The following is a 25,667-nucleotide window of genomic DNA, read 5'->3' as shown; positions in this document are numbered from 1 at the left end:
GCGGCATCATCGGGGGCGTGCGTCGGGAGCCCAGCATCATGCACCTCGACCTCGACGCCTTCTTCGCCGCCGTGGAGCAGCGCGACAAGCCCTCGCTGCGCGGCCGGCCGGTCGTCGTCGGTGGCACCGGCGGGCGCGGCGTCGTCGCCACCGCCTCCTACGAGGCGCGGGCGTACGGGGCGCGCAGTGCGATGCCCACGGCCGAGGCGCGGCGGATCTGCCCGCCCGGCACCGCCTTCCTCGGCGGCCGGTTCGCCGCCTACCGGCGCACCTCGGACGTCGTGATGGCCCTGCTGCGGGAGCTCTCCCCGCTGGTCGAGCCGGTGTCCATCGACGAGGCCTACGTCGACCTGGCCGCCGGCGGCCACGACCTGTCGGTGCCGGGCGTCACCGCGCTGGCCCGCGACCTCAAGGCCCGGATCGCGGTGGCCACCGGCGGGGTCACCGGCTCGGTCGGGATCGGCACGTCCAAGTCGCTGGCGAAGATCGGCTCGGAGCTGGACAAGCCGGACGGGCTGACCGTCGTCCCGGCCGGGAGCGAGCTGGACGTGCTGCACCCGCTGCCGGTGCGCAGCCTCGGCGGGGTGGGCCCGGCCACCGCGGAGCGGCTCGCGCAGGTCAAGGTGAGGACCATCGGCGACCTGCACCGGCTGTCGCTGGTCGACCTCACCACCCTGGTCGGCCTGGCGCACGGCACCGGCCTGTACCGGCTGGCCCGCGCCGACGACGACCGTGCGGTCATCACCGACCGGGAGGCGAAGTCGGTCAGCGCGGAGGAGACCTTCGCCCGCGACCTCACCGACCCGGCCCGGCTGTCCGCCGAGATCGACGCGCTCGCCGGCCGGGTGGGAGTGCGGCTGCAGCGCTCCGGGACGTCGGGCCGCACCGTGACCCTCAAGGTCCGCCGCTACGACTTCACCACCCTCACCCGCTCGCTCACCCTCCCCCAGCCGGTGGACGACGCCCGGCAGATCGCCGAGGTGGCCCGCCGGCTGCTGGCTGCGGTGGACCGCAGCGGCGGACTCCGCCTGCTCGGCGTCGGCGTCTCCGGCCTGTCCCCCTACGCGCAGGGCGACCTGTTCGCCGAGGCCCTCGGCGAGGTGACCGGTGAGTCCACCGAGGTGACCGGGGAGCCCGAGCCGCTGCCGACCGATCCCGCGCCCGGCCCGGCCGTCGTGGCCTGGCACCCGGGGCAGGACGTCGTCCACACCGACCTCGGCGCGGGTTGGGTGTGGGGCAGCGGGCTGAACCGGGTCACCGTCCGGTTCGAGGGCCCGCGGACGGCGCCCGGCCCGGTGCGCACGCTGCGTGCCGACGACCCGGACCTGCAGCCGGCCGACCCGCCGGACTGGACCACCCCTGACGGGGGGTGACCCCCCTCAGGGCGTGGGCGGACGCCGCCGGGCACGGCAGACTCCCCGCTGTGCCCGCACCCGACGACGACGCCCTGGACGTCGACGCCCTCATCGACCGTGGGTGCGAGCTCGCCGACCTGGGCGACCACGAGCAGGCGCTGGGGTTCTTCCGCCTCGCCGCCGTGCACGGTGACCCCGTCGCCCTGTTCGACCTGGGCAACAGCCTGACCGCGCTGGGTCGCGAGGACGAGGCCGTCGTCGCCTACGAGCGGGCCGCCGCCGGCGGTGAGGACGACGCCTGGCTCAACTTGGCGCACGTGCTGGCCCAGCTCGGCCGCTGGGCCGACGCCGAGCGCGCCGCCCGGTCCGCCCTGGACGCCGGGGACACCAAGGCCTGGACGGTGCTCGGCGACGCGCTGGAGGCCCAGGGCCGCACGGTCGAGGCGCTGCGCACGCTGCGGTCGGCCGCCGAGCGGGGCGACGCGCGGGCGGCGCTGGCGCTCGCCCACCGCCTGCTGGACGCCGGCCGGCAGCTCGAGGCCTGGCACTGGGCGCAGGCCTCCGCCGACGCCGGCGACGTCGTGGCGGCGGCGACCCTGGCCGCCTGGCGCTGGGACGAGACGCGGGACCCCGCGCTGGAGCCGCAGCTGCGCGCCGGCGCCCACGTCCACGAGGACGCCCGGACCGGCCTGGCCGCCCTGCTGCGCGCCACCGACCGGGTCGAGGATGCCCGCGCGGTGCTCGAGGAGGGTGCACTGCTCGGCGAGCTGGCCAGCTGGCTGCCGCTGGGCAACCTCTACCGCGACGAGCTCGGTGACGACGTCGCCGCGGCGGCCGCCTACCGCGCCGGCATCGAGGGCGGTGACCTGCACTCCCACCACAACCTCGGCGTGCTGCTGCTGGACGCCGGCGACGTCGACGGCGCCATCGAGCACTTCTCCATCGCCGCCGCGGGCGGTGACGACCTGGCCGCCCGGGTGCTGCGCGAGGTCCTCGCCGAGGACGACTGAGCCGAGGACGACTAGCTCGGCCACCAGCCCGCGAAGTGGTGCACCGGGCCGTGCCCGGACCCGATCCCGAGGGACTCCCCCTCGACCAGCGCGGCCTGCAGGAAGTCGCGGGCACCCTCGACCAACGGCGCCCAGTCGGTCGGCTCCTCCGGCGCGGCCGGCCGGGTGCGGGCGACCAGCGCCGCGATCGCCGAGGCGAGCGTGCAGCCGGTGCCGTGGGTGGCGGTCGTCGGCACCCGGGGCCGCCGGCTCTCGACCACCCCGGCGGCGGTTCCCAGCACGTCGGTGCTCGCAGCACCCCCCAGGTGCCCGCCCTTGAGCAGCACCGCCCCCGGGCCGAGCGCGAGCAGCGCCGTCGCCTGCTGCGCCAGCTCGTCGACCGTCGTCGCCGGGGCCACGTCGAGCAGCGCGGCCGCCTCCGGCACGTTGGGCGTGAGCAGGTCGGTGACCGGCAGCAGGACGCTGCGGACGGCGTCCACCGCGTCGGCGGAGATGAGCCGGTCGCCGCTGGTGGCGACCATCACCGGGTCGCACACCACCGGGCCGGCCGGCCGGTCGGCGAGCACCGCGGCGACCTCGTGGACCACCTCCGCGGTGCCGAGCATGCCCAGCTTGGTGGCGTGCACCGTCACGTCGGCGAGCAGGGTGCGCAGCTGCTCCCCGACGAACGGCGCCGGGACGGCGTGCACCCCGGTCACACCGCGGGTGTTCTGCGCGGTCAGCGCGGTGAGCACCGCCGTCCCGTAGACGCCCAGCGCGCTGAAGGTCTTCAGGTCGGCCTGGACCCCCGCTCCGCCGCTGGGGTCGCTGCCGGCCACGGTCAGCGCGACGGCGGCGGTCACGAGGGCACCAGCTCCGCGCGCAACCGGCGCGCCGCGGCGCCCGGGTCGGCGGCCGCGCAGACGTCGGAGACGACGCAGATCCCGTCGACCCCGGTGGCGGCGACCGCGGCGGCGTTCGTGGCGTGCACCCCGCCGATCGCCACCGACGTCAGGCCGGCGGCGCGCGCCCGGTCGGCCAGCGCGCGGGTGCCCTCCAGCCCCAGCGCCGTCCCGGCGTCGGGCTTGGTCGGCGTCGCCCACACCGGGCTGAGCCCGACCAGGTCGACGGTGCCGGTCGGCAGGGCCAGGACGGCGTCCAGGTCGGCGGCCGACCCGACCGAGACCCCGACCAGCGCGTCCGGTCCGAGCAGTCCGCGCACCTCGCCGGCGGGCAGGTCGTCCTGGCCGACGTGCACCCCGTCGGCCCCGGTGAGCAGGGCGACGTCCACCGCGTCGTTGACGACCAGCCGCACCTGCGGGGTCGGCGCGAGGACCTGCTGCACCGCGCGGGTCAGCGCCAGCAGGTCACGCCGGCTCGCCGTCTTGTCCCGCACCTGGACGGCGGTCACCCCACCGGCCACGGCGGCGGCCACCACCGCGGGCACCGACCGCGGCGCGCACAGCGCGGTGTCGGTGACCAGGTAGAGCGTCGGGTCGAACGGGCGGTGCATCAGCTCAACGAGGCGCGGAGCAGCGCGTCGCCGTCCACGGCGTCCAGCGCGTCGAGCCACCGGACGGCGAACGTGCCCGGCCCGTCGGCGACCCGTGCCGCGGCCTCGGCCGCCAGCGCGACGTGGGCGTGCGCGGCGACCGTGCCGACCAGCACGTCGCCGGCCGCGGCGAGGTAGGCGGCGGTGACCGCCCCGAGGGCGCAGCCGGCGCCGGTCGTGCGGGTCAGCAGCGGGGAGCCGCCGCCGACCCGGACGACGCGCGCTCCGTCGGTGATGACGTCGACCGGGCCGCTGACCGCGACTACCCCACCGGTGCGCCGGGCCAGCTCACCGGCGGCCTCCAGCGCGTCCTCGGGGGTGGCGGTGCTGTCCACGCCGCGGCCGCCCTTGCCGGCACCGGCCAGCGCCAGCACCTCGGAGGCGTTGCCGCGGACGACGGCGGGCCGCAGCTCCACCAGGTCGGCGGCGAGCTCGGTGCGGAAGGTGAGCCCACCGACGGCGACCGGGTCCAGCACCCACGGCGTCCCGACCTCGGACGCCGTCCGGGCGGCGATCCGCATCGCCTCGGCGGTGCGCTGGTGGACGGTGCCCACGTTGACCAGCACCGCGGACGCGACGGCGGCGAACTCACCGGCCTCCGCGGGCTCGTCGACCATCGCCGGCGCCGCGCCGACCGCCAGCAGCGCGTTGGCGGTGATGGTCTGCACGACCGTGTTGGTGAGGCAGTGCACGAGGGGTGCGGAGTCGCGCAGCGCCGTGGTGGCAGCGCGCAGAGAGGTGGCGTCCATCGCCGGGACATCCCTTCGCCAGTGTCAGCTGGAGCAGGTTCGACGGGTGTGATCTCAGTCCCGGGTGGGACACCCCGTGTCGCTGTCCGACGCTAGCACCGGTCCCTCGCCCGACCCCGGCTCACCCGGCCGGGGCAGCCGTCGGGCGGCGATCCGGAACGGCTCTTGATCATCAGCCGTCTGACCTGCGACTCTGTGCCTCCGCCAGTCCTGGGGAGGTGTTGTGGACCCGATCGCGGTGGCCTTCCTCGCGATCGGCGCGGCCGGCCTCCTCGCGCTCCTGCTCGCCCTGGTCGTGGGCGAGCTGGGCGAGTTCGGGCACGGCGACGCCGACGGGCCGTTCTCGCTGCCGGCGATCGCCGCGTTCGTCGGCGGCATCGGCTTCGGCGGTGCTGCGGTCACCGCACTGGTGCCCGACCTGCCGGGCGTCGTCACCGTGCTCCTCGCCGTCCTCGGGGGTCTGCTCGTCGCCCTGCCGCTCGCGGCCGGTGCGATCCGGCTGTCCGCCGCGCTGCGGGACATGCCGACCGAACCGACGCTCACCAGCAGCCGGCTGATCGGTGCCCAGGGCGTCGTCGTCTCCGGCGTCCCCGCCGGCGGCCTGGGCGAGGTCCGGCTCAGCGTCGCCGGTCAGCAGCTGAAGTACCACGCGCGCAGCGAGGTCCCGCTGCCCGCCGGCACCCCCGTCTACGTCGTCGACACCCCGACCGACACCTCGGTGGAGGTCGTCTCCACCGCTCCTGATCCCGGAGGAACCACCCCATGACGCTGCTCTACGCGATCGGCGGCATCGCCGTCCTGGTCGTCCTGCTGGTCCTCCTGGTGCTGTCCCGGATCAAGGTCGCCGGCCCCAACCAGGCCTTCCTGGTGACCGGCCGGCAGGGACGCTCGGTCACCGGCACGGACGGCGCGGTCAGCCGGGACATGTCGGGCCAGAAGGTGGTCATGGGCGCCAGCGTCTTCGTGCTGCCCGTGGTGCAGAAGCTGCACTCGATCGACCTGTCCAGCCGGCGGATCCCGGTGGCCATCCGCGGCGCGGTGTCCAAGCAGGGCGTCAAGTGCGACCTCGAGGGCGTGGCCATCGTCAAGGTCGGCGGCAACGAGCAGTCGATCCGCGCGGCCGCGCAGCGGTTCCTCGCCCAGCAGGGCGGCATCGACACCTTCACCTCGGAGGTGCTGGCCGGCGCGCTCCGCTCGATCGTCGGTCGGCTGACCATCGAGGAGATCATCCGGGACCGGGCCGCGTTCGCCTCGGCGGTGGCGGAGGAGGCGGAGTCCTCGCTCACCGGGCAGGGGCTCGTGCTGGACACCTTCCAGCTGCAGGACATCCAGGCCGAGGGCACCTACCTGGCCGACCTCGGCCGGCCCGAGGCCGCCCGGGTGCTGAAGGAGGCCTCGATCGCCGAGGCGCGCGCCCGGCAGGCCGCGCAGCAGGAGCAGCTGCTGGCCGACGAGGCGATCGCGGTGTCCCAGCGGCAGCTGGCGCTGAAGAAGGCCGAGATCGCGGCGGAGACCGATGCCGCGACCGCGCGCGCCGCGGCGGCCGGGCCGCTGGCGCAGGCCGCGCAGGACCAGGAGGTGCTCGCCGCGCAGGAGAAGGTCGCGGCACGGACGGCGACGCTCACCCAGGCGCAGCTGGACACCAAGGTCCGCCGGCCGGCCGACGCCGAGCGGTACCGGGTCGAGCAGGAGGCCGAGGGGCGCAAGAACTCGGCGATCCTGACGGCGGAGGCGCAGCGCCAGGCGACCATCGCCGCGGCCCAGGCCGCCGCCGAGCAGGCGCGGCTGTCCGGTGAGGGCGAGCGGGCCCGGCGGTCCGCGCTGGCCGAGGCGGAGGCCGTCGAGGGTGCCAAGCGCGGTGAGGCCGAGAAGCTCCGCCGGCAGGCGATCGCCGACGCCGTCGAGCGGGAGGGCGCGGCAGAGGCCGCGGCGATCCTCGCCCGGGGCCAGGCCGAGGCCGCCGCGATGGACGCCCGGTCCACCGCGTTCGCCACCTACGGCGATGCCGCGATCCTGGAGATGCTGGTCAAGGTGCTGCCCGAGGTGGTCTCCGCTGCGTCGGCACCGCTGGCCGGGGTGGACAAGATGACCGTCATCTCCGCCGACGGGGCGGGCTCGCTGGGACGTTCGGTGGCCGCCAACGTAGCGCAGGGTCTGCAGCTGTCCGGTGACCTGACCGGGCTGGACGTCGGCGCGCTGCTCAAGCGGCTCGGCAGCGGGGCCGCCGGACTCGGCGACACCCCTTCTCCCGTCACCCGGGTGCCGCTGGACGGCAACGGCAACGGCGTGCAGCCCGCGGGTCGCTGACCTGCGGTTCTGTCATACCTCCCGCCTAGCGTCGGTGCATGGCGGCGATGACGGTGGCGGGGCAGGAGCAGCGGTCGATCGAGGAGCTGGCCGGGGAGATCCGGTCGGGGGCGGTGCGGCTGGCGGCCGCGACCGCCGCGTGGTTGCAGCTGGTGGCGGAGTTCGACGCCCGGGAGGGCTGGGGCGGGGTCGGGATCCAGTCGTGCGCGCACTGGCTGGCCTGGCAGTGCGGGCTGGGCCCGGGGGCGGCGCGGGAGCACGTGCGGGTCGCGCGGGCGCTGAGGAGGTTGCCGCTGACGGCGGCAGCGTTCGAGCAGGGCCGGTTGTCCTGGTCGAAGGTCCGGGAGATCACCCGGGTTGCCGACGCCGCCACCGAGCCCGCGCTGGTGGAGCTGGCCGGGCACGTGACGGCGTCGCAGCTGGCCCGGGTGGTGCGCGGTTGGCGGCGGTCGGATGACGTGGATGCCGGCACGGTCGCGGAGAAGCGGTCGTTCCAGTGGCACTGGGACACCGACGGGATGCTGGTGCTGCAGGTGCGGATGGACGGCGAGGCCGGGGCGGCGCTGCTGGCGAACGTGGAGTCGCGGGCCGAGCGGGACGCCCGCCGGGAACGCGCCGCGGCCAAGAAGGACGCTGCGCGGGCCGATGCGGAGGGAGACGGCTGCGCGGAGGACCCGGTGGCGTTCCCGCGGAAACGGATGAGCGTGCGGCGGTGCCGGGCGCTGGCCGAGCTCGCCGCGGAGGCGGTCGACCTCGGTCGGCGGGCCGGTGACCCGCCGCGCCGTGAGGTGGTGGTGCACGTGGACGCCGACGTGCTGGCGCGGGACGCGGCGGCGGGGCGGGCGTACCTGGAGGGCGGCCCGGCGCTGGGGCGGCGCCGCCGGTTGGCCAGCACGGCCCAGCGGCGGGCGTTGCTGGCCCGCGACGGTGGCTGCGCCCGGCCGGGGTGCGAGGAGAGCCGGATCGAGCGGTTGCACGCCCATCACCTCACGCCGTGGCGGCTGGGCGGGCGCACCGACGTGTCGGCGATGGTGCTGCTGTGCGACGTCGACCACGGGCTGGTGCACGACGAGGGGCTGGTCATGGTCCGCCGCGGTGGGGAGCTGGTGGTGCGCGACCGGGCGGGCCGGCGGATCTGGGGCCCGGCCGACCCCGCCTTCGGCGCCGGCCTGCCCGCCGGTCCGCTGCTGACCCTGGTGCCCGAGGACGGCCTGCCCGACGCCTGGCCGGACACCGGTGAGCGGATGGACCTGCACCACGTCGTCTGGGCCCTGCTCGCCCACCGCGACCACCTCCGCCGACGAGCCGCCTGAGCCCGGCCGCGCGAGCCCGGTCGGCGTTCCCGCGGGAACGTCTTGCGACGATCGACCCGTGACCGATGCACCTGCGCTGCGCGAGGCCCGGTTCGCCGAGCTGACCCCGGCCGAGCTCTACGGCATCCTGCGGCTGCGGGTCGACGTCTTCGTCGTCGAGCAGACCTGCCCCTACCCCGAGCTCGACGGCCGGGACGCCGAGCCGGGCACGGTGCACCTCTGGTACGCCGACGACGAGGGGACGACGCTGGCCACCATCCGGGTGCTGGAGAACGGCGAGGACCGGGCCATCGGCCGGGTGGCCACCGCCGTGGGCGCGCGGGGTCGCGGCCTGTCCGCCGAGCTCATCCGGCGCGGGATCGAGCTGTGCGAGGGCCGCACCGTCGACATCGGGGCACAGGCCTACCTCGAGACCTGGTACGAGCGCTTCGGCTTCGTGCGGTCCGGGCCGGACTACCTGGAGGACGGCATCCCGCACCTGCCCATGCGGCTGCGAGTGCTCTGAGTTCCGGCTGCTCTCGGCCCTGTCCGGAGGCTCGCCACGAGCGTGCGAGTGGTGAGAGGGACAGGGTCCTTCGCTAGTCCCCGGTCAGTGACGTCGCCGGCAGCCAGTCGGCGTCGAGCAGCTCGGCGATCTCCTGCAGCGCCGCGGTGTCGCCACCGGCCGTCGAGCCGGTGACCGCGAGCCGTTCCACCATCACCCGGGCGACGTCCTCCTCCACGGTGTCCTCGGCGAACGCGACCCGCCACGGGGAGACCTGGTGGTCCCGGTGGGTGCGGCCGGTGACCTGGCGCGCGGCGATGCCGGAGAACCGCGGCTGGTGGAACAGCCCCACCCGCGGCGTGGTGGACGCGGTGAGCCCACCTGGCAGCAGCTCGCCGGCGTGCAGGCTGATCGAGGCGGTCACGGTGAAGACGCAGACCGGCGCCTCGCCGGTCTGGAAGCGCAACCGCTCCGCCTCGACGTCGAAGCGGTCCCGCCCGTAGATGCCGGCCACCGCGATGCCACCGTCGAGCAGCGCCTCGCGGATCGGGTCGGCCGCGGTCTCCACGAACTCCACCGACACCGCCACCTGCCGGTCCGCCTCGACCTGCGCCTTCACCCAGTCGACGGTCGCCGCCGCGCGGATCAGCCCGGCCTTCTGCCGGAACCGGAGCAGGGCCGCCCGACCGCGGGCGGACTGGCGGCCGCGGCGGGCCAGCTGCATCTCCGCACGGAACTCCGACCACTCCGCCTCGTACTGCGCGCGCTCGGCCGGGGTCAGCGCGACCGGCGTCCCGGTCACGCTGACCGGTCCCCACGGTGCCGGTCGGTGCAGCGTCGCCGGTGGGTCGGTGTCGGCCAGCCAGCAACGGAGCAAGGCCAGGTCGGCCCGGCGTTCGTCGGCGTCCTCGGTCCAGGTCCAGCCGTAGCGGCCACGTTCCACGTGGAACCCGTGGACGGCGAGCCGGTGCGGGAGGTCCGCCCAGTCCTTCAGCGGCTCACCGTGGACGGCGGCGAAGTGCGGCGCGAGGTAGGGCAGCTCCAGCGGCGTGTGCGCGGGGGTCGCCGTCGCGAGCAGCACGAACGGGACGTCCTTCGCCCGGCCCGCGCCGGAGACCGACTTCCAGTGCTTCCACCGCTGCGTCGTGGTGTGCCGGACCATGTGCGCCTCGTCGGCCACCACCACGTCGAAGCGCACCCCGGTCGCCTTGGTCAGCCCGGCGACCTTGCCCAGCCGGTCCCAGGTGGTGACGCACCAGCGCAGGCTCTGCCCTCCGTCCGCGGCGCCCCCGAACGCGGCGATCGACCGCGCCCAGTGCGGCACCGTGATCGCCGCCGGGCGGTCGGCGACCACCAGCACGGCACGCACCTCACGCTGCTCCGCGATCTGCTGCACGGCCAGGACGGCGGTGCCGGTCTTGCCGACGCCCGGGTCGTCACCGAGCAGGAACATCCGACCGCCTGCGGCCGCGTGCCGGGCGATCGCAGCGGCACCGGTGACCTGCTCCGGCCGCGGGGTCATCGGACGGGCCGGCGGCACCGGCCGCGGCTCGGCGTTGAGCTGGTCCTCGACGAAGCGCTCGAGGGAGTACGGCGGCGGGTCGTACGGTGTCAGCGCCGCCGGCAGCGAGGCGCCGACGTACACGTGAGCGGACAGGCCGGCGTGCCAGCTCGCCCCCGGCGCCGGGGCGCGGAACGGGACGGCGAGCACCCACACCCGCTCCCCCGGCCGGGGCGTGGGCAGGTCACCAGCGGCGGGCTTGGCGGCAGCGGGTCCAGCAGCCGCCGGACGGGTCCGCGGTGCCTTGCGGGCAGCCGGCTTCCGAGTGGTCGTCGTGCCGGTCGAATGGGACGAGCTGGTGGGGCGCCGGCGGCGTCCGGGCACGGAGGTCTCCTGCGGGTCGACGGCCTGACCCGCAGGACGCTAACCGCGACCACCGACCATCCCGGGGAGCGACATCACCGGGTCGCCGCCGTCTGGTGGGATGGCGCCATGACCTCTCCCGTCCGGCTGGCGGCCCGCACGCTCGGCGACACCGGGCCGCGGGTCGTCTTCGTGCACGGCCTGTTCGGCCAGGGCCGGAACTGGACGACGATCGCGCGAGCCCTGGCCGAGGACGGGCACCGGGTCACCCTCCTCGACCTGCCCAACCACGGGCACTCGCCGTGGACCGACCGGGTCGACTACGGCGACATGGCCGAGGCCCTCGCCGCCGAGCTCGACCTGCTCGGCGAGCCGGTGACCCTGGTCGGGCACTCGATGGGCGGCAAGGTGTCCATGCAGCTGGCGCTGCGCCGGCCCGAGCTGCTGCGCGCCCTCGTCGTCGTCGACATCGCGCCCACCGACTACCCGGAGAGCGGCGGGCGCACCGACGACCCCGACGAGGAGGCCTCCCCCTTCGCCGCGTTCATCGCCGCGATGCAGGCGATGGACCTGGACCGGCTGGAGAACCGGGAGCAGGCCGACGCGGCGCTGCGGGCCGCCGTCCCCAGCACGATGGTCCGGTCGTTCCTGCTGCAGAGCCTGGTGCGGGACGGGGTGGGGGCCGGCAACGGGTGGCGGTGGCGGCTGAACCTGGAGACCCTCGCCCGCGACCTGGGTGAACTGCGCCGCTTCCCCGAGCCTCCGCCGGGCGCGACGTTCGAGGGCCCGGTGCTCTGGATCGCCGGGGCGAACTCGACCTACGTGCTCGAGGAGGACCGGCCGAGGATGGACCAGCTCTTCCCGCACGTGCGCCTGGTCCGGGTCAAGAACGCCGGGCACTGGGTGCACTCGGAGCAGCCGGAGGTCTTCCTGGAGACGGTCCGCCGGTTCCTCGCGCAGGTGGAGCGCGGATGACCTGGCCGCGGCCGGTGCCGCTGATCGGCGACGACACCGCGGCCTCCGAGCGCGCCGCCGACCCCGCGGGCTGGGCGCTGCCGGCCGCCGACCGGGACGGGCTCTACCGGGCGATCGGCGCTCGCCGCGACGTCCGCCGCTACCGCCCGGACCCGGTGCCGGACGACGTCCTGACCCGGGTGCTCGGCGCCGCGCACCAGGCGCCCTCCGTCGGGCACAGCCAGCCGTGGCGGTTCGTCGTCGTCCGGGACGCCGACCTGCGCGACCGGGCCGCGGTGCTGACCGACCGGGAGCGGCTGCGCCAGGCCGCCCAGTTGGAGCCGGAGGCCGGGGCGCGGTTGCTGGACCTGCAGCTGGAGGGGGTCCGGGAGGCGCCGCTGGGCGTCGTCGTCTGCTGTGACCGGCGGACGCCGGCCGCCGGTGTGCTCGGTCGCGCCACCTTCCCCGACGCCGACCTGTGGAGCTGTGCCGCGGCGATCCAGAACCTCTGGCTCGCCGCCCGCGCCGAGGGGCTCGGCCTGGGCTGGGTGACGCTGTTCCGGCCCGACGAGCTCGCCGGCCTGCTCGGGCTGCCCGACGGTGTGGTGACCCTCGGCTGGCTCTGCCTGGGCTGGCCCGACGAGCGGCCCCCGGCCCCCGGGCTGGAGCGGGCCGCCTGGTCGCGGCGGCTGCCGCTGGCCGACGTCGTCCTCGCCGACCGGTGGCCGGACGGGTCCGACCCGGCCCCACCTGCGTCCCGGCTCCGCGCGCCCGCGCCGGCGGAGGTGGTGGGCGCCCGGGACGCCGCCGACCGGCTGCTCACCCCGCCGGGCTCCCTCGGCCTGCTCGACCGCGCGGTCGACCGCGCCGTCGCGCAGGGCCGGGCCGACCTGACCGGTGGGGTGCTGCTGCTCATCGCCGCCGACCACCCGGTCACCGCCGCCGGGGTGTCCGCCTATCCGGCATCGACCACCCGGGACGTCGTCACCGCCGCCGTCGCCGGCCTGGCCCTGGGGACGACGGCGGCGCGCTGCGCCGGGCTGGACGTCGTCGTCGTCGACGCCGGGGTCGACGGCGGACCGGTGCCCGGCGCGGTACCGGCCCGGCCGGTCGACCAGCGCGGCGACCTCGTCACCGGCCCGGCGATGACCGCCGGGGACGTCGGGCGGCTGCTGGCGCGGGGGCGGGAGCTCGGCGTCGAGCACGGCCCCCGCGGGCTGGTCGCGCTGGGCGAGGTCGGCGTCGGCAACACCACGGTGGCCGCCGCGCTGGCGTGCGCGCTGCTCTCCGTGGAACCGGGCGTCGTCACCGGTCTGGGGGCGGGTGCCGACGCGGCGATGGTGCAGCGCAAGCGGGACGTCGTCGCGGCGGCGCTGGCGCGGACGGGCACCGGCCTGGACCCGCTGCGGGCCCTCGCCGAGCTGGGTGGCCCCGAGCTCGCGGTGCTGGCCGGCGTGGTGCTGGGCGCGGCGGAGGCCCGGGCGGTGGTCGTCGTCGACGGGTTCGCAGCCTCGGTCGCCGCCCTGGTCGCGGTGCTGGTGGAACCGGCCGCGCAGTCCTCGCTGGTCGCCGGGCAGCGCAGCCGCGAGCGGGGGCACGACGTCGTCCTGGCGGCGCTGGGCTGCGAGCCGCTGCTGGACCTCCGGCTGCGCGCCGGGGAGGGGGTCGGTGCGGTGCTCGCCACCGGGCTGCTGCTGCAGGGTCTGGCCGTGCGCCGGGGCGCGGCGCGGGTCGACCGCTGACTCACCCGTCGGAGGTGTCGCGGCTGGGCACCGCGGCACCGGGCTCCTACAGTTCGCCGGGTGACGCAGGACAGCAGCCACCAGTTCAACGGCCCGGCAGGGCAGGTCCCCCCGCCCTACGGGCAGCCCTACGGCCAGCAGCCGTACCCGCCGCAGCCGTACGGGTACGGGTACCCGCCGCCGCGGCGCACCAACGGGCTGGCCATCGCCTCCATGGTGCTCGGGATCGTCTGGCTCTACTGGATCGGCAGCGTCCTGGCGCTGGTCTTCGGCTACATCGCGCGCAAGCAGATCCGCGAGCGCGGTGAGTCCGGCGACGGCATGGCCATCGCCGGCATCGTGCTGGGCTGGGTCGGGGTGGGCGTCATCGTCCTGGTCGCGGTGATCGGCATCGCCGCCAACGCCTGAGCGACGCTGCGGGCACAGCGTGACCCCCGTGCGCACCGAGTGGGTCGACCACCGCGTGCACCCCGCGCTGCGCCCGTTCGTCGCCACCGCGGTGGGCTACCGGCAGGAGGGGCTGGCGCCCGGGCTGCACCGCGGGCTGCCCTCGCCGTTCCTGACCTTCGTGCTCACCCTGGACGAGCCGCTGGTGCTGCTCGCCCACCCCGACCCGGCCCAGGCACCCGGCCGCTACGACGGGCTGGTCGGCGGGCTGCACACCCGGCCTGCGCTGATCGAGCACCCGGGCCGGCAGGCCGGGTTGCAGCTGTCGCTGACGCCGGCGGGCGCCCGCGCGCTGCTCGGCGTCCCCGCCGGGGCGCTGGCGTCGCTGGACGCCCCGGTGGACGACGTGCTCGGCGCGCCCGGCCGCGAGCTCGTCGACCGGGTGCGGTCGGCGCCGGACTGGCGCACCCGGTTCGCCGCGGTCGAGCAGGTGCTGCTGCGCTCCGCCCGGCTCGACAGCGGGCCCGCGCCCGAGGTGGCCGAGGCGTGGCGGCTGACCACCGCGGCCGGCGGGCGGCTGCGGGTGGCGGAGGTGGCCACCCGGGTCGGCTGGTCCGACCGGCACCTGCAGAACCGGTTCCGCGCCGAGACCGGCCTGTCCCCCAAGGAGGCCGCCCGGGTGGTCCGCTTCGACCGGGCACGGCGCGTCCTCGCCGTCCGAGCCGGCCACGGCGGCGCGACGGACCTGGCCGGGCTCGCCGCCGACTCCGGCTTCGCCGACCAGGCGCACCTGACCCGGGAGTGGCGGGCGCTCGCCGGACTGCCGCCGACCGGCTGGCTCGCCGCCGAGTTCGGATACGTCCAAGACGGGACGGCGGACCGGGAGCAGGCTGCTGCCCATGACGACTCCTGACGCGCCACCCCCCACCGTCTGGCCCACGCTGCGCGCCCACGATGCGCGTGGCCTCATCCGCTTCCTGGTCGACGCGTTCGGCTTCGAGGAGGTCGTCACCTACGGCGACCAGCCCGACGGGAGCGGGGACGTCGTCGTGCACGCCCAGCTCGCCTGGCCGCTGGGCGGCGGGGTGATGCTCGGCTCCGTGCGGGAGGACGGCACCTGGACCGTGCCACCGGGGAGCACCGGCTGCTACGTGGTGACCGACGACCCCGACGGGCTGCACGACCGCGCGGTCGCCGCCGGCGCCGAGGTGTTCCAACCGCTGCACGACACCGACCACGGCTCGCGGGACTTCGCCGTCCGGGACCCGGAGGGCAACCTGTGGAGCTTCGGGACCTACCGCGGCGAACCGCGCCGCTGACTCAGCCGAAGAGGCCGCGGACGTCCTCGGCGGTGAGCGAGCCGGAGGCGAGGGCGCCGTCGTCCACGACGCGGGAGAACAGCGCCTGCTTGCGGGCCTTGAGCTCCATCACCTTCTCCTCGATGGTGCCGACCGCCACCAGCCGGTAGACGATCACCGTCTTGTCCTGCCCGATCCGGTGCGCCCGGTCGACCGCCTGGGCCTCGCTCGCCGGGTTCCACCACGGGTCGAGCACGAAGACGTAGTCGGCCTCGGTGAGCGTCAGCCCGAAACCGCCGGCCTTGAGGCTGATCAGGAAGACCGGCGCAGTGCCGGTCCGGAACTCCTCGATCCGGGCGTCGCGGTCGCGGGTCTGCCCGTCGAGGTAGACCCAGCCGATGCGCTCGGCCTCCAGCCGGTCGCGGATGCCGCGCAGGAAGCGGGTGAACTGGCTGAACACCAGCACCCGGTGGCCCTCGGCGACGACCTCGCGCAGCTGCTCGAGGAACGCGTCGGCCTTGCTGGACCGGACGTCGGCGTAGGTGGGGTCGACCAGGGCCGGGTCCAGGCTCAGCTGCCGGAGCAGGGTCAGCGACCGGAAGATCGTCATCCGGTTCTTCTGCATGTCCTCGACCAGGCCGAGGACCTTGCTCCGCTCCCGCTGCAGGTGGGTCTGGTACAGCTTCTCATGCCGCGGGTTGAGCACCACCTCGAGCACCTGCTCCTGCTTGGGCGGCAGGTCGGCGGCGACCATCTCCTTGGTCCGGCGGCGCACCAGCGGGCGGATCCGCCGGCGCAGCACGGCCAGCCGCTCGACGTCCCCGTCGCGCTCGATCGGCGTCCGGTACTGCTCGGTGAACCGCTGCGGGTCGGGGAAGAGCCCGGGCGCGACGATCGACAGCAGTGCCCACAGGTCCATCACGCTGTTCTCCAGCGGCGTGCCGGTCAGCGCCAGCTTGAACGGCGCCTCCAGCCGGCGGGCGCACTGATAGGTGCGGGCCCGGTGGTTCTTCACGAACTGGGCCTCGTCGAGCACCAGCCCGCGCCAGGGCAGCCCGGTCCAGGCCTCGGCGTCGATCCGGAACAGCGCGTAGGAGGTGACGACGACGTGCGCGCCGGCCACCCGGTGCGCCAGCGACGTGCCGCGCTTCCGCTCGGTCTCCTCCACGGCCACCACCCGCAGCCCCGGCGCGAAGCGGGCCGCCTCCCGGGCCCAGGTGGACACGACGCTGGTCGGCGCCACCACCAGCACCGGCGCCTGGTCGAGCTCCCCGGCCTCGTGCGCCCGGCACAGCAGGGCGAGGGTCTGCAGCGTCTTGCCCAGCCCCATGTCGTCGGCGAGCACCCCGCCCAGCCGGTGGTCCCAGAGGAAGCTCAGCCAGCCGTAGCCCTCGTGCTGGTAGGGCCGCAGCTGCGCGGCCAGCCCGGAGGGCACCGGCGGGGGCTCGGCGTGCTCGGCGTCGATCAGCCCGCGCACCTCGCGGGTCCAGCGCTCGCTCTGCGCCTCGACGACACCGAGGCCCATCAGCTGCTCCCACAGCGCGGCCTGGAAGCGGCTGACCTTGACCCCGTCGCCCGGGACGTCCTGCAGCGCCCGGGCCTCCTCGATGAGCAGTCGCAGCTGCTCGAACTCCGGCCGCTGCAGGGAGAACCAGGTGCCGCTCAGCAGCACCAACCGGGTCCGGCCGGCGGCGAGTGCGGAGAAGAGGGTGGCGAAGGGCACGTGCTGGCCGTCCATGGTCACGGTGACCCCGAGGTCGAACCAGTCGGACTCCCCGCTGTCCCGGGCGGTGAAGCTGATCTGCGGTGCCGAGTGGGTCTGCCGGTAGTCGGTCGGGGTCCCCTCGACGGTGACGTCGACGCCGTCGTCGGCGCGCAGGGCCGGGAGCACCTCGGTGGTGAACTCCAGCGCCTCCATGCCGGTCAGCTCCACGGTGGCGGCCAGCCGGCGCTCCGGCGTCCAGAGCTCGGCGAGCCCGCCGACCGGGCCGGGCAGCGCCTCCACCAGCAGCTGCTCGGCGGTCAGGTCACGCCCGGACCCAGGGTGGTCCGGGGCGTCCGGGGCGTAGGACCGGTCCGGGCCGTAGTCGACCGACCAGCTCACGCAGACCCCGCCGTCGCCGGGGTAGCGGACGGCCACGGCCAGCCGGGGCGGCAGGACGTCGGGCAGCTCCACCGAGCCGTCCCCGGAGATCACCGGCACCGCCTGCCGCAGCCCCGGGTACCAGTCGCGGCGGAACCGCTCGACGTCGTCCTCCGGGATGCCGATCGACCCGCCGCGCGCGACCAGGCCGGCCAGCGCCGGCGGCACCGGCTGGTCGAGGCGGGCGAGCACCAGCGCAGGCCCGGTGTCGGCGGGCCCGTCGACGGTCACCCCGTGCGGGGGCGTGCCGAGGAAGGACAGCCGCGCGGGGTCGACCGCGCGGCCGTCGACCCGGAGCACGGCGGACAGCTCGGTGCGGTCGCCGTCGCGCCGGAGGTCGACCGCGACGTCGGCGTCGGCGGCGGCGAGCACCACCGGCCGCGGCGGGCGGTCCGCCGTCACCAGCGGCACCCCGTCGGCGACCGCCTCGGCGAGCAGCCGCCACAGGCCCGGCCCGAACTCGTGCAGGTACACGTCGACCGGGGCGTAGGAGTAGTACTGGTTGCGGGCCGCCTGGTGGGTGGCGTGCAGCGCGCGCATCGCGGCCAGGTGCGCCGGGTCCCAGCCCGCGCGGCTGTTGTCGTACTGCAGCTGCCGCCAGGAGACCCCGCTGCGCACCCACTGGCCGCGCCGGCCCGGGACGACCGGCCGCAGCCGCACCAGCCGCTGCCGGACCCCGGGGGCACCGACCGAGCTGCGCCCCCGGCCGGGCTCAGGGTCGACCAGCTCGAACTGCAGCCCGACCGGCACCGTGCTGCGCGGCGCCCGCTCGGCGGCCGCGGCGACGAGCTCCTCGAGCTCGGCCTCCCAGCTGCGGTCCTGCGGCGGGCCGCCGGGGGAGGACGCGATGGCCGGCCGCAGCGACAGCAGGATCGCCACGGCGTGCTTGCAGTCGTCACCCACCGGGCAGGTGCACGCACCGGCCCAGCCCACCCGGCCGCCGTCGGTGCGCACGACCGTCGTCCGGTAGGGCGCCTCCGCACCGCCCTGGACCAGCCCGGTCAGCCGGCGGGCGTCGTCGGCGAGCCGGACGTCGAGGACGCCGCGGGAGACGTAGGGCCGGGCCCGGTCGAGCACGTCGGGCCCGACGGCGGCGGTCAACGCCGTGTCGGTGACCATCTCCCGCCAGTCCCCGAGCACCGGCCCAGGCTACGGGCGGGCACCGACAGGGACACCCAGGTCGCGGGACGACGCGGCGACGGGCCAAGATCGGGGCATGAGCTCTGACCGCGCCGGACAGCCCGCCCGGCCCAGCGACCTGGTCGACGTCCCGCACCTGCTCACCGCCTACTACACGGTGCAGCCGGACCCGGCCGACGTCACCCAGCAGGTCGTCTTCGGCACCTCGGGCCACCGCGGCTCCTCGTTGGACGGCGCCTTCAACGAGGCGCACATCCTGGCCACCACCCAGGCGATCTGCGAGTACCGCGCCGGCCAGGGGTACGACGGACCGCTGTTCGTCGGCCGCGACACCCACGGCCTGTCCGAGCCGGCCTGGGCCAGCGCGCTGGAGGTGCTCGCGGCCAACGACGTCACCGTGCTGGTCGACTCCGCGGACGGCTACACCCCCACCCCGGCGGTCAGCCACGCGATCCTCGCCGCGAACCGGGGGAAGACGAGCGGGCTGGCCGACGGCATCGTCGTCACCCCCTCGCACAACCCGCCCCGCGACGGCGGCTTCAAGTACAACCCGCCCTCCGGCGGCCCGGCCGACACCGACGCCACCGGGTGGATCGCCCGGCGGGCCAACGAGCTGCTCGCCGCCGACCTCGACGGGGTACGCCGGATCCCGTTCGCCCGGGCCCGCGCCGCGGCGCAGGGCTACGACTTCCTCGGCTCCTACGTCGACGACCTGCCCGCCGTGCTGGACCTGGACGCCGTCCGCGAGGCGGGCATCCGGATCGGCGCGGACCCGCTCGGCGGCGCCAGCGTCGGCTACTGGGGCGAGATCGCCGACCGGCACCGGCTGGAGCTGACCGTGGTGAACCCGCTGGTCGACCCCACCTGGCGGTTCATGACGCTGGACTGGGACGGCAAGATCCGGATGGACTGCTCCTCCCCGTCGGCGATGGCCTCGCTGATCGGCCGTAAGGACGAGTTCCAGATCGCCACGGGCAACGACGCCGACGCCGACCGGCACGGCATCGTCACCCCCGACGGCGGGCTGATGAACCCCAACCACTTCCTCGCCGTGGCGATCTCCTACCTGTTCAGCCACCGGCCGGAGTGGGCCGCGGACACCGCGGTCGGCAAGACCCTGGTCTCCAGCTCGCTCATCGACCGGGTCGTCGCCGACCTGGGCCGGCGGCTGGTCGAGGTGCCGGTCGGCTTCAAGTGGTTCGTGCCCGGGCTGCTCGACGGGTCGGTCGGGTTCGGGGGCGAGGAGTCGGCCGGGGCGTCGTTCCTCCGCCGCGACGGCAGCGTCTGGACCACGGACAAGGACGGCATCCTGCTCGCCCTGCTGGCCAGCGAGGTCCAGGCGGTCACCGGGTCCTCGCCGTCCCAGCTGCACGCGGAGATGACCGCCCGGTTCGGGGAGTCCGCCTACGCCCGGATCGACGCGGCCGCGACCCGTGAGGAGAAGGCGGCGCTGGGCAGGCTGTCGCCCGAGGCGGTCACCGCCACCGAGCTCGCCGGGGAGCCGATCACCGCCAAGCTGACCCGGGCGGCAGGGAACGACGCCGCGATCGGCGGGCTGAAGGTCACCACCGAGAACGCCTGGTTCGCCGCCCGGCCGTCGGGCACCGAGGACGTCTACAAGGTCTACGCGGAGTCCTTCCGCGGCCCGGAGCACCTCGCCCAGGTGCAGGAGGAGGCCAAGGCGGTGGTCTCCGCCGCTCTCAGCGCGTGACGGGCGTCAGCGGCTCAGCAGGCCGCCGACCGCCATCCCGATGAGGGCCAGCACCGGGAGAGCGGCCAGCAGGACCACCTGGCGCCGACCGAAGGGGACCATGTCCACGCCGTTCCGCGGGTCGATCACCGGGTCGGCGTCCGGGTCGTGCCGGGCGCTGACGACCAGGCGTGCGGTGCAGGCCCCGAGCACCAGCGCGGCGCCGAGGCAGACCAGCCAGGTCGGCAGGCCGGCGGTGGTCGCGGCGCCCGCCCCCAGGGACCACAGCCCGTCGGCCAGCGAGAAACCGGCGACGCCGATCAGCACGGCCAGCAGCAGGTCCCGCCAGCGCAGCCCCTGACGCAGCGCGGCCCAACCGCGTACGGGGGTGACGCCCAGTGCCTGGGCGACCTGGTCGGCGTACTCCCTGGGCGTACCGAATGCCTCGCGCGGGGGTTCGCCGGTCTCGGCGACGTGGCTCTGCACCTCGGCGAGCACCTCCCCGATCCGCGCGCCGGGCACCTGGAGCAGGCGCAGCCGCAGCAGCAGGTCGTCGCACCAGGCCTGGTCGGTGCTGTTCAGCAGGGTTCCCACGACGGGCTCCTCAGGACGGGACGACGGGGCGGGACAGCAGGCCGGCGGCCCGCTCGGTGAAGACGTGCCACTGCTCGGCGCGCTCGCGCAGCGCTTGCGCCCCGGTGGGGGTGAGGGAGAAGAACTTCCGGCCCGGGCCGCCGTTCCCGGCCGCCCAGGACGACGTGACCAGCCCGTCGGTCTCCAGCCGGGTCAGGATCGGGTAGAGCGTGCCGCCCTTGACCGACCCCAGGCCGGCGTCCGCCAGCCGGCCGGCGATCGCGTAGCCGTACGTCGGACCGTCGGCGACCACCCGCAGGACGCACAACGACAGCACGCCGCGCATCCACTCGCCAGGCCACCGTTCGTCCACCACGCGGTAGACAGTACGGCTGACTAGTCAGGCTGGCAAGCTAGATGCGCGGCGTGCAGCGCGGAGGGGATCTCCGATCAGCTGACGTCCTCGTCGACCCAGTCGAGGCTCTTGGTGACCGCCTTCTGCCAGTTGCGGTAGTAGCGCTCACGCTCGTCGTCGGCCATGGCCGGCTCCCAGCGCTTGTCCTCGGCCCACTTCGCGGTGAGCTCGTCGAGGTCGGACCAGAAGCCGACGGCGAGCCCGGCCGCGTAGGCCGCCCCCAGCGCCGTCGTCTCGGCGATCTTCGGCCGGATCACCGGGACGTTCAGGATGTCCGCCTGGAACTGCATGAGGAGCTCGTTGCCGACCATCCCGCCGTCCACCCGGAGCTCGGTGAGGTCCACGCCGGAGTCGGCGTTCATCGCGTCGAGCACCTCGCGGGTCTGGTACGCGGTCGCCTCCAGGACGGCGCGGGCCAGGTGACCGCGGTTGACGAAGCGGGTCAGCCCCACGACGGCGCCCCGGGCGTCGGACCGCCAGTGCGGTGCGAACAGCCCGGAGAAGGCCGGCACGAAGTAGGAACCGCCGTTGTCGTCGACCTCGCGGGCCAGGGTCTCGATCTCCGGCGCGCTGTCGATCATCTTGAGGTTGTCCCGGACCCACTGCACCAGCGAGCCGGTGACCGCGATCGAGCCCTCCAGCGCGTACACCGGCTTGGCGTCGCCCAGCTGGTAGCACAGCGTCGTGAGCAGGCCGTTCTTCGACGGGACGGCCTCCTCACCGGTGTTGAGCAGCATGAAGTTGCCGGTGCCGTAGGTGTTCTTGGCCATGCCCTTGGTGAAGCAGACCTGGCCGAAGGTGGCCGCCTGCTGGTCACCCAGCGAGCCGGCGATCGGCACCCCGGCCAGGAAGCCCGCTGCCCGGCCCTTGCCGTAGACCTCGGAGTTGGACCGGATCTCCGGGAGCATGGACATCGGGATGCCCATCTCCTCGGCGATCGCCGGGTCCCAGGCCAGCGTGCGGTAGTCCATCAGCATCGTGCGCGAGGCGTTGGAGACGTCGGTGAGGTGCAGGCCGCCGTCCGTGCCGCCCGTCATGTTCCAGATCAGCCAGGAGTCGATCGTGCCCATCAGCAGGTCCCCGCGCTCGGCGGCCTCCCGGGCGCCGTCGACGTTGTCCAGGATCCAGCGGACCTTCGGCCCGGCGAAGTAGGTGGCCAGCGGCAGCCCGACCTTGTCCTTGTAGCGGTCGGCGCCGCCGCCCAGGGCACCGAGCTGCTCGACGATCGCCGCGGTGCGGGTGTCCTGCCAGACGATCGCGTTGTAGACCGGCTGACCGCTGTTCTTGTCCCACACCACGGTGGTCTCGCGCTGGTTGGTGATGCCGACGGCGACGATGTCGCCGGTGCCGACGTTGCTGCGCGCGAGGGCCTGGCCCACCACCTCCCGGGTGTTGCGCCAGATCTCCATCGGGTCGTGCTCGACCCAGCCGGCCCGCGGGAAGATCTGCTCGTGCTCCTTCTGCCCGACGGAGACGACCGCCCCGTCGTGGTCGAAGATCATGCAGCGGGTGCTCGTGGTGCCCTGGTCGATGGCTGCGACGTACTGCGTCATTGCAGGTTCCTCTCGGTAGGGGTGGTCAGAGCGAGACGTGCGACAGCAGGCCGGCGAGGACGGCCCCGATGATCGGGCCGACGACCGGCACCCAGGCGTAGCCCCAGTTGTTGTCGCCCTTGCCGCGGATCGGCAGGACGGCGTGGGCGATGCGCGGGCCCAGGTCGCGGGCGGGGTTGATGGCGTAGCCGGTGGGGCCACCGAGCGAGGCGCCGATGCCGACGACGAGCAGCGCCACGGCGAGCGGGCCCACCTCGGTCGGGGTGTCCCCGAACCGCAGGATGATGTAGACCAGCACGAACGTGCCGATGACCTCGGTCATCACGTTGTCGGCCGTGCTCTTGATCGCCGGACCGGTGGAGAACGTGCCCAGCTGGGTGCCGGCGGCCTCGGGGTCGTTGTAGTGGGCGCGGTAGGCCAGGAAGGCGAGCACCGCGCCGAGGAAGGCGCCGACGAACTCGCCGGCGAAGTAGACCAGCGTGCTGGCGAGGGTGACGTCGATCCCGGGGCCGTACTCGTCGGCGCCGCTGACCAGCAGGCCGACGGTGACCGCGGGGTTCAGGTGCGCGCCCGAGGACGCACCGGCGTAGACACCGGCGAAGACCGCCAGCCCCCAGCCGAAGATGATGACGATCCAGCCGCCGGCGTTGCCGAAGGTCTTCGGCAACGCGACGTTGGCGACGACGCCGACGCCGAGCAGGATGAGCACGGCGGTGCCGAGCACTTCGCTGCCGAAGACGGTCCAGAGACTCGTGGTGTCCACGTGTGGCTCCTCCAGGTGGGTCCGCTGCGGTGCGGACCGGTCAGGGGGCCGGCAGACCGCTGTGGTGGCGGTCACGACCCGGCCCTTCGGAGCGGACCGTAGAGATCATCGTGTGAGCGGGACAACAGCCGCTGTCCGACATCGTCGGACAGCCGGTCAGGGGGCTCCCCAGGCGATGCTCAGCTGGACCGCCCGCTCCCAGGTCGGGTACTCGGCGGTGAGCGCCTGCGCCCGGGCCGGCGACGGCGTCCACTGCGCGGCCCGGTGCCAGTTGCGCCGCAGCGCCTCGATGTCCGACCAGACCCCGACCGCGAGCCCTGCGGCGTAGGCGGCGCCGAGCGAGACGGTCTCCCCCACCATCGGCCGCACCACCGGGGTGTCCAGCGCGTCGGCGACGAACTGCATGAGCAGGTTGTTGGTGGTCATCCCGCCGTCCACCCGCAGCGCGGGCAGCGACAGACCGGAGTCGGCGGCCATCGCCTGCACGACGTCGCGGGTCTGCCAGCCGGTCGCCTCCAGCACCGCCCGGGCCAGGTGGCCCTTGGTGACGTAGGAGGTGAGCCCCGCGACCAGCCCGCGGGCCTCGCCGCGCCAGTGCGGCGCCAGCAGCCCGGAGAACGCCGGGACGACGTAGCAGCCGCCGTTGTCGGACACGGTCCGGGCGAGGGTCTCCACCTCCGGCGCCGACCCGATCAGCCCCAGCCCGTCCCGCAGCCACTGCACCAGCGCCCCGGCGACGGCGACCGAGCCCTCCAGCGCGTAGTGCACCGGTTCCCCGGCCAGCTGGTACGCGACCGTGCTGATCGACCCCGACCGGGTCCGGACGAGCTCGGTGCCGGTGTTCTGCAGCAGGAAGCTGCCGGTGCCGTAGGTGCACTTGGCCTCGCCGGGAGCGAAGCAGGCCTGGCCGAACAGCGCCGCCTGCTGGTCGCCGAGCGCCCCGGCGATCGGCAGCGCGGGCGAGAGCGCCGTCGCGACCCCCAGGACGCCGACCGAGGGCCGGATCTCCGGGAGCATCGCGGCCGGGATGCCGAAGAAGGCCAGCAGGTCCTCGTCCCACCGGCAGGCGCGCACGTCCATCAGCAGGGTGCGGCTGGCGTTGGTGACGTCGGTGACGTGCACCCCGCCGTCCGGGCCGCCGGTGAGGTTCCAGATCAGCCAGGTCTCCATGGTGCCGAACAGCAGCTCGCCGCGTTCGGCACGCTCCCGGGCCCGGGGCACGTGGTCGAGGATCCAGCGCAGCCGCGGACCGGCGAAGTAGCCGGCGATCGCCATGCCGCTGCGCTCGGCGACCTGCCCGGCGTCCGGACGGGCGGCCAGCTCGCTGACCAGCTCGTCGGTGCGGGTGTCCTGCCAGACCAGCGCCCGGGTGACCGGGCGACCGGTGGCCCGCTCCCAGACGACGGTCGTCTCCCGCTGGTTGGCGATGCCCAGCGCCACGACGTCGCCCCGGCCGGAGACGTCGGCCAGCACCTGGGCGCAGGTGCGCTGGGTGTTCGCCCAGATCTCCATCGGGTCGTGCTCGACCCAGCCCGGGCGCGGGAAGTGCTGGCGGTGCTCACGCTGGCGGACGGCCACCATCCGGCCGCCCCGGTCGAAGACCAGCGAGCGGGTCGACGTGGTGCCCTGGTCGACGGCGAGCACGTACCGGTCAGCCACTGCCGTGCCCCAGCTCGCGGGACACCGCGAGCGCGGCGTCGGTGACCATGGCCAGCAGCGGGCTGCGAGGCAGCCCGCGGGCGTCGAACAGGGAGCTGCGCGGTCCGCCGACCCCCAGCGCGGCCACGACCAGACCGCCGGCGCCGCGGACCGGCGCGGCCAGCCCGCCCAACCCGGCCTCGTACTCGCCCTGCTCGGTCGCCCAGCCGCGGACGCGCACCTCGGCCAGCTCGGCGGCCGTCACCGCGGCGGCCCCCGCTGCCGGACGGTGGCCGGTGTGCGGGTGGCTGTGCGCGCGCAGCACCTTGCCCAGGGCGGTGGTGGGCGGCAGCACGGTGCCCACCTCGAGGACCTGGGCGGAGTCGTCGGGCCGGAACACGTGGTGCACGACGACGACGTCCTCGCCGGTCAGCGCGGCCAACCGCACCGCGTGGCCGCTGCGGGCCGCCAGCGCGTCGGCCCAGTTCGACGCCCGGGCGCGCAGCTCGTTGACGTCGAGGTGGGTGCCCAGCCGCAGCAGCCGGGTGCCCAGCGCGTAACGGCCGGTGGCCGGGTCCTGCTCGACGAACCCGACCAGCAGCAGGGTGCGCAGCAGGCTGTGCGTCGTGGTCTTCGCCAGGCCCACGGCCTCGGAGATGTCGGTGACCCCGAGGGTGCCGCCGGACCCGGCGACCACCTGCAGGATCGCGGCCGCACGTTCGATGGACTGCACGCTGCCCGGCACGGCGCCCGACGGT

At 75.3% G+C, this 25,667-nt stretch carries 23 protein-coding genes and 1 riboswitch; of the genes, 12 read left to right on the top strand and 11 right to left on the bottom strand.

The annotated features are described in order from the left end of the window. The first annotated feature begins 17 nt into the window (after positions 1-17). A complete protein-coding gene (locus tag FHL79_RS02945) occupies positions 18-1,373 on the top strand; it encodes a DNA polymerase IV (RefSeq protein WP_138757133.1) in 1,356 nt (451 codons plus the stop codon). Between the two features lie 50 nt (positions 1,374-1,423). Next, complete coding sequence (locus FHL79_RS02940) at positions 1,424-2,365, top strand: tetratricopeptide repeat protein (RefSeq protein ID WP_138757132.1); 942 nt, start codon at positions 1,424-1,426, stop codon at positions 2,363-2,365. A gap of 11 nt (positions 2,366-2,376) precedes the next feature. Here FHL79_RS02940 and thiD read toward each other — a convergent pair whose 3' ends face one another. The 3 genes from thiD to thiM form a co-directional block, all read right to left on the bottom strand. Next, entirely contained in the window at positions 2,377-3,207 is an 831-nt protein-coding gene (gene thiD, locus FHL79_RS02935; protein WP_138757131.1) for a bifunctional hydroxymethylpyrimidine kinase/phosphomethylpyrimidine kinase, read from the bottom strand. Next, positions 3,204-3,857, bottom strand: a complete 654-nt coding sequence (gene thiE, locus FHL79_RS02930; protein WP_138757130.1) for a thiamine phosphate synthase — start codon at positions 3,855-3,857, stop codon at positions 3,204-3,206. The genes thiD and thiE overlap by 4 nt, the downstream gene beginning before the upstream one ends. Beyond that, entirely contained in the window at positions 3,857-4,645 is a 789-nt protein-coding gene (thiM, locus tag FHL79_RS02925) for a hydroxyethylthiazole kinase (protein ID WP_138757129.1), read from the bottom strand. Before thiM ends, thiE begins: the two co-directional genes overlap by 1 nt. After that, positions 4,639-4,732: riboswitch (TPP riboswitch) on the bottom strand. (Overlaps the previous gene by 7 nt.) A 136-nt stretch (positions 4,733-4,868) precedes the next feature. Here thiM and FHL79_RS24915 point away from each other — a divergent pair. Genes FHL79_RS24915 through FHL79_RS02905 form a run of 4 tightly spaced genes read left to right on the top strand, consistent with a single transcriptional unit; the run spans position 4,869 to position 8,770 of the window. Then, positions 4,869-5,411 (top strand): NfeD C-terminal domain-containing protein, encoded by a 543-nt coding sequence (locus tag FHL79_RS24915; protein WP_171057978.1) that lies wholly within the window; start codon positions 4,869-4,871, stop codon positions 5,409-5,411. Next, complete coding sequence (locus FHL79_RS02915; protein ID WP_138757128.1) at positions 5,408-6,952, top strand: flotillin family protein; 1,545 nt, start codon at positions 5,408-5,410, stop codon at positions 6,950-6,952. The genes FHL79_RS24915 and FHL79_RS02915 overlap by 4 nt, the downstream gene beginning before the upstream one ends. 38 nt (positions 6,953-6,990) lie before the next feature. After that, the gene (locus tag FHL79_RS02910; protein ID WP_138757127.1) at positions 6,991-8,265 is read left to right on the top strand and encodes an HNH endonuclease signature motif containing protein; all 1,275 of its coding nucleotides are present in this window, start codon (positions 6,991-6,993) and stop codon (positions 8,263-8,265) included. A gap of 58 nt (positions 8,266-8,323) precedes the next feature. Beyond that, on the top strand, positions 8,324-8,770 hold the full coding sequence (locus FHL79_RS02905; RefSeq protein ID WP_138757126.1) for a GNAT family N-acetyltransferase: 447 nt from the start codon (positions 8,324-8,326) through the stop codon (positions 8,768-8,770). A gap of 73 nt (positions 8,771-8,843) precedes the next feature. On the opposite strand, the gene FHL79_RS02900 is transcribed toward FHL79_RS02905, so the two are convergent. Then, the gene (locus FHL79_RS02900) at positions 8,844-10,634 is read right to left on the bottom strand and encodes a DEAD/DEAH box helicase family protein (RefSeq protein ID WP_138757125.1); all 1,791 of its coding nucleotides are present in this window, start codon (positions 10,632-10,634) and stop codon (positions 8,844-8,846) included. Positions 10,635-10,742: 108 nt separating this feature from the next. Between FHL79_RS02900 and FHL79_RS02895 the strand changes: the two genes are divergently transcribed. The 5 genes from FHL79_RS02895 to FHL79_RS02875 are packed head-to-tail and all read left to right on the top strand — an operon-like array spanning position 10,743 to position 15,015. Further along, on the top strand, positions 10,743-11,588 hold the full coding sequence (locus FHL79_RS02895; protein WP_138757124.1) for an alpha/beta fold hydrolase: 846 nt from the start codon (positions 10,743-10,745) through the stop codon (positions 11,586-11,588). Continuing rightward, on the top strand, positions 11,585-13,309 hold the full coding sequence (gene bluB / locus FHL79_RS02890) for a 5,6-dimethylbenzimidazole synthase (protein WP_138757123.1): 1,725 nt from the start codon (positions 11,585-11,587) through the stop codon (positions 13,307-13,309). Before FHL79_RS02895 ends, bluB begins: the two co-directional genes overlap by 4 nt. Before the next feature lie 60 nt (positions 13,310-13,369). Continuing rightward, entirely contained in the window at positions 13,370-13,717 is a 348-nt protein-coding gene (locus FHL79_RS02885; RefSeq protein WP_138757122.1) for a DUF4190 domain-containing protein, read from the top strand. Between the two features lie 28 nt (positions 13,718-13,745). Next, positions 13,746-14,609, top strand: a complete 864-nt coding sequence (locus FHL79_RS02880) for an AraC family transcriptional regulator (protein WP_138757121.1) — start codon at positions 13,746-13,748, stop codon at positions 14,607-14,609. Next, positions 14,596-15,015, top strand: coding sequence for a VOC family protein (locus tag FHL79_RS02875; protein ID WP_138757120.1), 420 nt, complete (start codon positions 14,596-14,598; stop codon positions 15,013-15,015). The genes FHL79_RS02880 and FHL79_RS02875 overlap by 14 nt, the downstream gene beginning before the upstream one ends. A gap of 1 nt (position 15,016) precedes the next feature. On the opposite strand, the gene FHL79_RS02870 is transcribed toward FHL79_RS02875, so the two are convergent. After that, positions 15,017-18,277 (bottom strand): DEAD/DEAH box helicase, encoded by a 3,261-nt coding sequence (locus FHL79_RS02870; protein WP_138757119.1) that lies wholly within the window; start codon positions 18,275-18,277, stop codon positions 15,017-15,019. Positions 18,278-18,353: 76 nt separating this feature from the next. On the opposite strand from FHL79_RS02870, the gene pgm reads away from it, so the two are divergent. Then, the gene (gene pgm / locus FHL79_RS02865; RefSeq protein ID WP_138757118.1) at positions 18,354-19,988 is read left to right on the top strand and encodes a phosphoglucomutase (alpha-D-glucose-1,6-bisphosphate-dependent); all 1,635 of its coding nucleotides are present in this window, start codon (positions 18,354-18,356) and stop codon (positions 19,986-19,988) included. A 6-nt stretch (positions 19,989-19,994) separates the two neighbouring features. On the opposite strand, the gene FHL79_RS02860 is transcribed toward pgm, so the two are convergent. The 6 genes from FHL79_RS02860 to FHL79_RS02835 all read right to left on the bottom strand — a co-directional run bounded on the left by FHL79_RS02860 (position 19,995) and on the right by FHL79_RS02835 (position 25,654). After that, positions 19,995-20,561 (bottom strand): HAAS signaling domain-containing protein, encoded by a 567-nt coding sequence (locus FHL79_RS02860; protein ID WP_138757117.1) that lies wholly within the window; start codon positions 20,559-20,561, stop codon positions 19,995-19,997. 10 nt (positions 20,562-20,571) lie between these two features. Continuing rightward, on the bottom strand, positions 20,572-20,916 hold the full coding sequence (locus tag FHL79_RS02855; RefSeq protein ID WP_138757116.1) for a PadR family transcriptional regulator: 345 nt from the start codon (positions 20,914-20,916) through the stop codon (positions 20,572-20,574). Between the two features lie 74 nt (positions 20,917-20,990). After that, complete coding sequence (gene glpK, locus FHL79_RS02850; protein WP_138757115.1) at positions 20,991-22,508, bottom strand: glycerol kinase GlpK; 1,518 nt, start codon at positions 22,506-22,508, stop codon at positions 20,991-20,993. Between the two features lie 25 nt (positions 22,509-22,533). Further along, positions 22,534-23,271, bottom strand: a complete 738-nt coding sequence (locus FHL79_RS02845) for an MIP/aquaporin family protein (protein WP_246080278.1) — start codon at positions 23,269-23,271, stop codon at positions 22,534-22,536. 156 nt (positions 23,272-23,427) lie between these two features. Next, the gene (glpK, locus tag FHL79_RS02840) at positions 23,428-24,930 is read right to left on the bottom strand and encodes a glycerol kinase GlpK (RefSeq protein WP_138757114.1); all 1,503 of its coding nucleotides are present in this window, start codon (positions 24,928-24,930) and stop codon (positions 23,428-23,430) included. Next, complete coding sequence (locus FHL79_RS02835; protein ID WP_171057976.1) at positions 24,923-25,654, bottom strand: IclR family transcriptional regulator; 732 nt, start codon at positions 25,652-25,654, stop codon at positions 24,923-24,925. Before FHL79_RS02835 ends, glpK (FHL79_RS02840) begins: the two co-directional genes overlap by 8 nt. Positions 25,655-25,667: the final 13 nt, after the last annotated feature.

It is taken from the genome of Modestobacter altitudinis (genome assembly GCF_005930475.1).
Classification (GTDB): domain Bacteria; phylum Actinomycetota; class Actinomycetes; order Mycobacteriales; family Geodermatophilaceae; genus Modestobacter; species Modestobacter altitudinis.
Note: the sequence above shows the minus strand (reverse complement) of the source record. Positions and strands in the feature narration are given on the sequence as shown.

Coding starts and splice junctions, on each gene's coding strand:
- thiE (WP_138757130.1), bottom strand. CDS start 3,857: ATGCACCGCCCGTTCGACCCGACGCTCTACCTGGTCACCGACACCGCG.
- thiM (WP_138757129.1), bottom strand. CDS start 4,645: ATGGACGCCACCTCTCTGCGCGCTGCCACCACGGCGCTGCGCGACTCC.
- FHL79_RS02915 (WP_138757128.1), top strand. CDS start 5,408: ATGACGCTGCTCTACGCGATCGGCGGCATCGCCGTCCTGGTCGTCCTG.
- FHL79_RS02910 (WP_138757127.1), top strand. CDS start 6,991: ATGGCGGCGATGACGGTGGCGGGGCAGGAGCAGCGGTCGATCGAGGAG.
- FHL79_RS02895 (WP_138757124.1), top strand. CDS start 10,743: ATGACCTCTCCCGTCCGGCTGGCGGCCCGCACGCTCGGCGACACCGGG.
- bluB (WP_138757123.1), top strand. CDS start 11,585: ATGACCTGGCCGCGGCCGGTGCCGCTGATCGGCGACGACACCGCGGCC.
- FHL79_RS02875 (WP_138757120.1), top strand. CDS start 14,596: ATGACGACTCCTGACGCGCCACCCCCCACCGTCTGGCCCACGCTGCGC.
- pgm (WP_138757118.1), top strand. CDS start 18,354: ATGAGCTCTGACCGCGCCGGACAGCCCGCCCGGCCCAGCGACCTGGTC.
- glpK (WP_138757115.1), bottom strand. CDS start 22,508: ATGACGCAGTACGTCGCAGCCATCGACCAGGGCACCACGAGCACCCGC.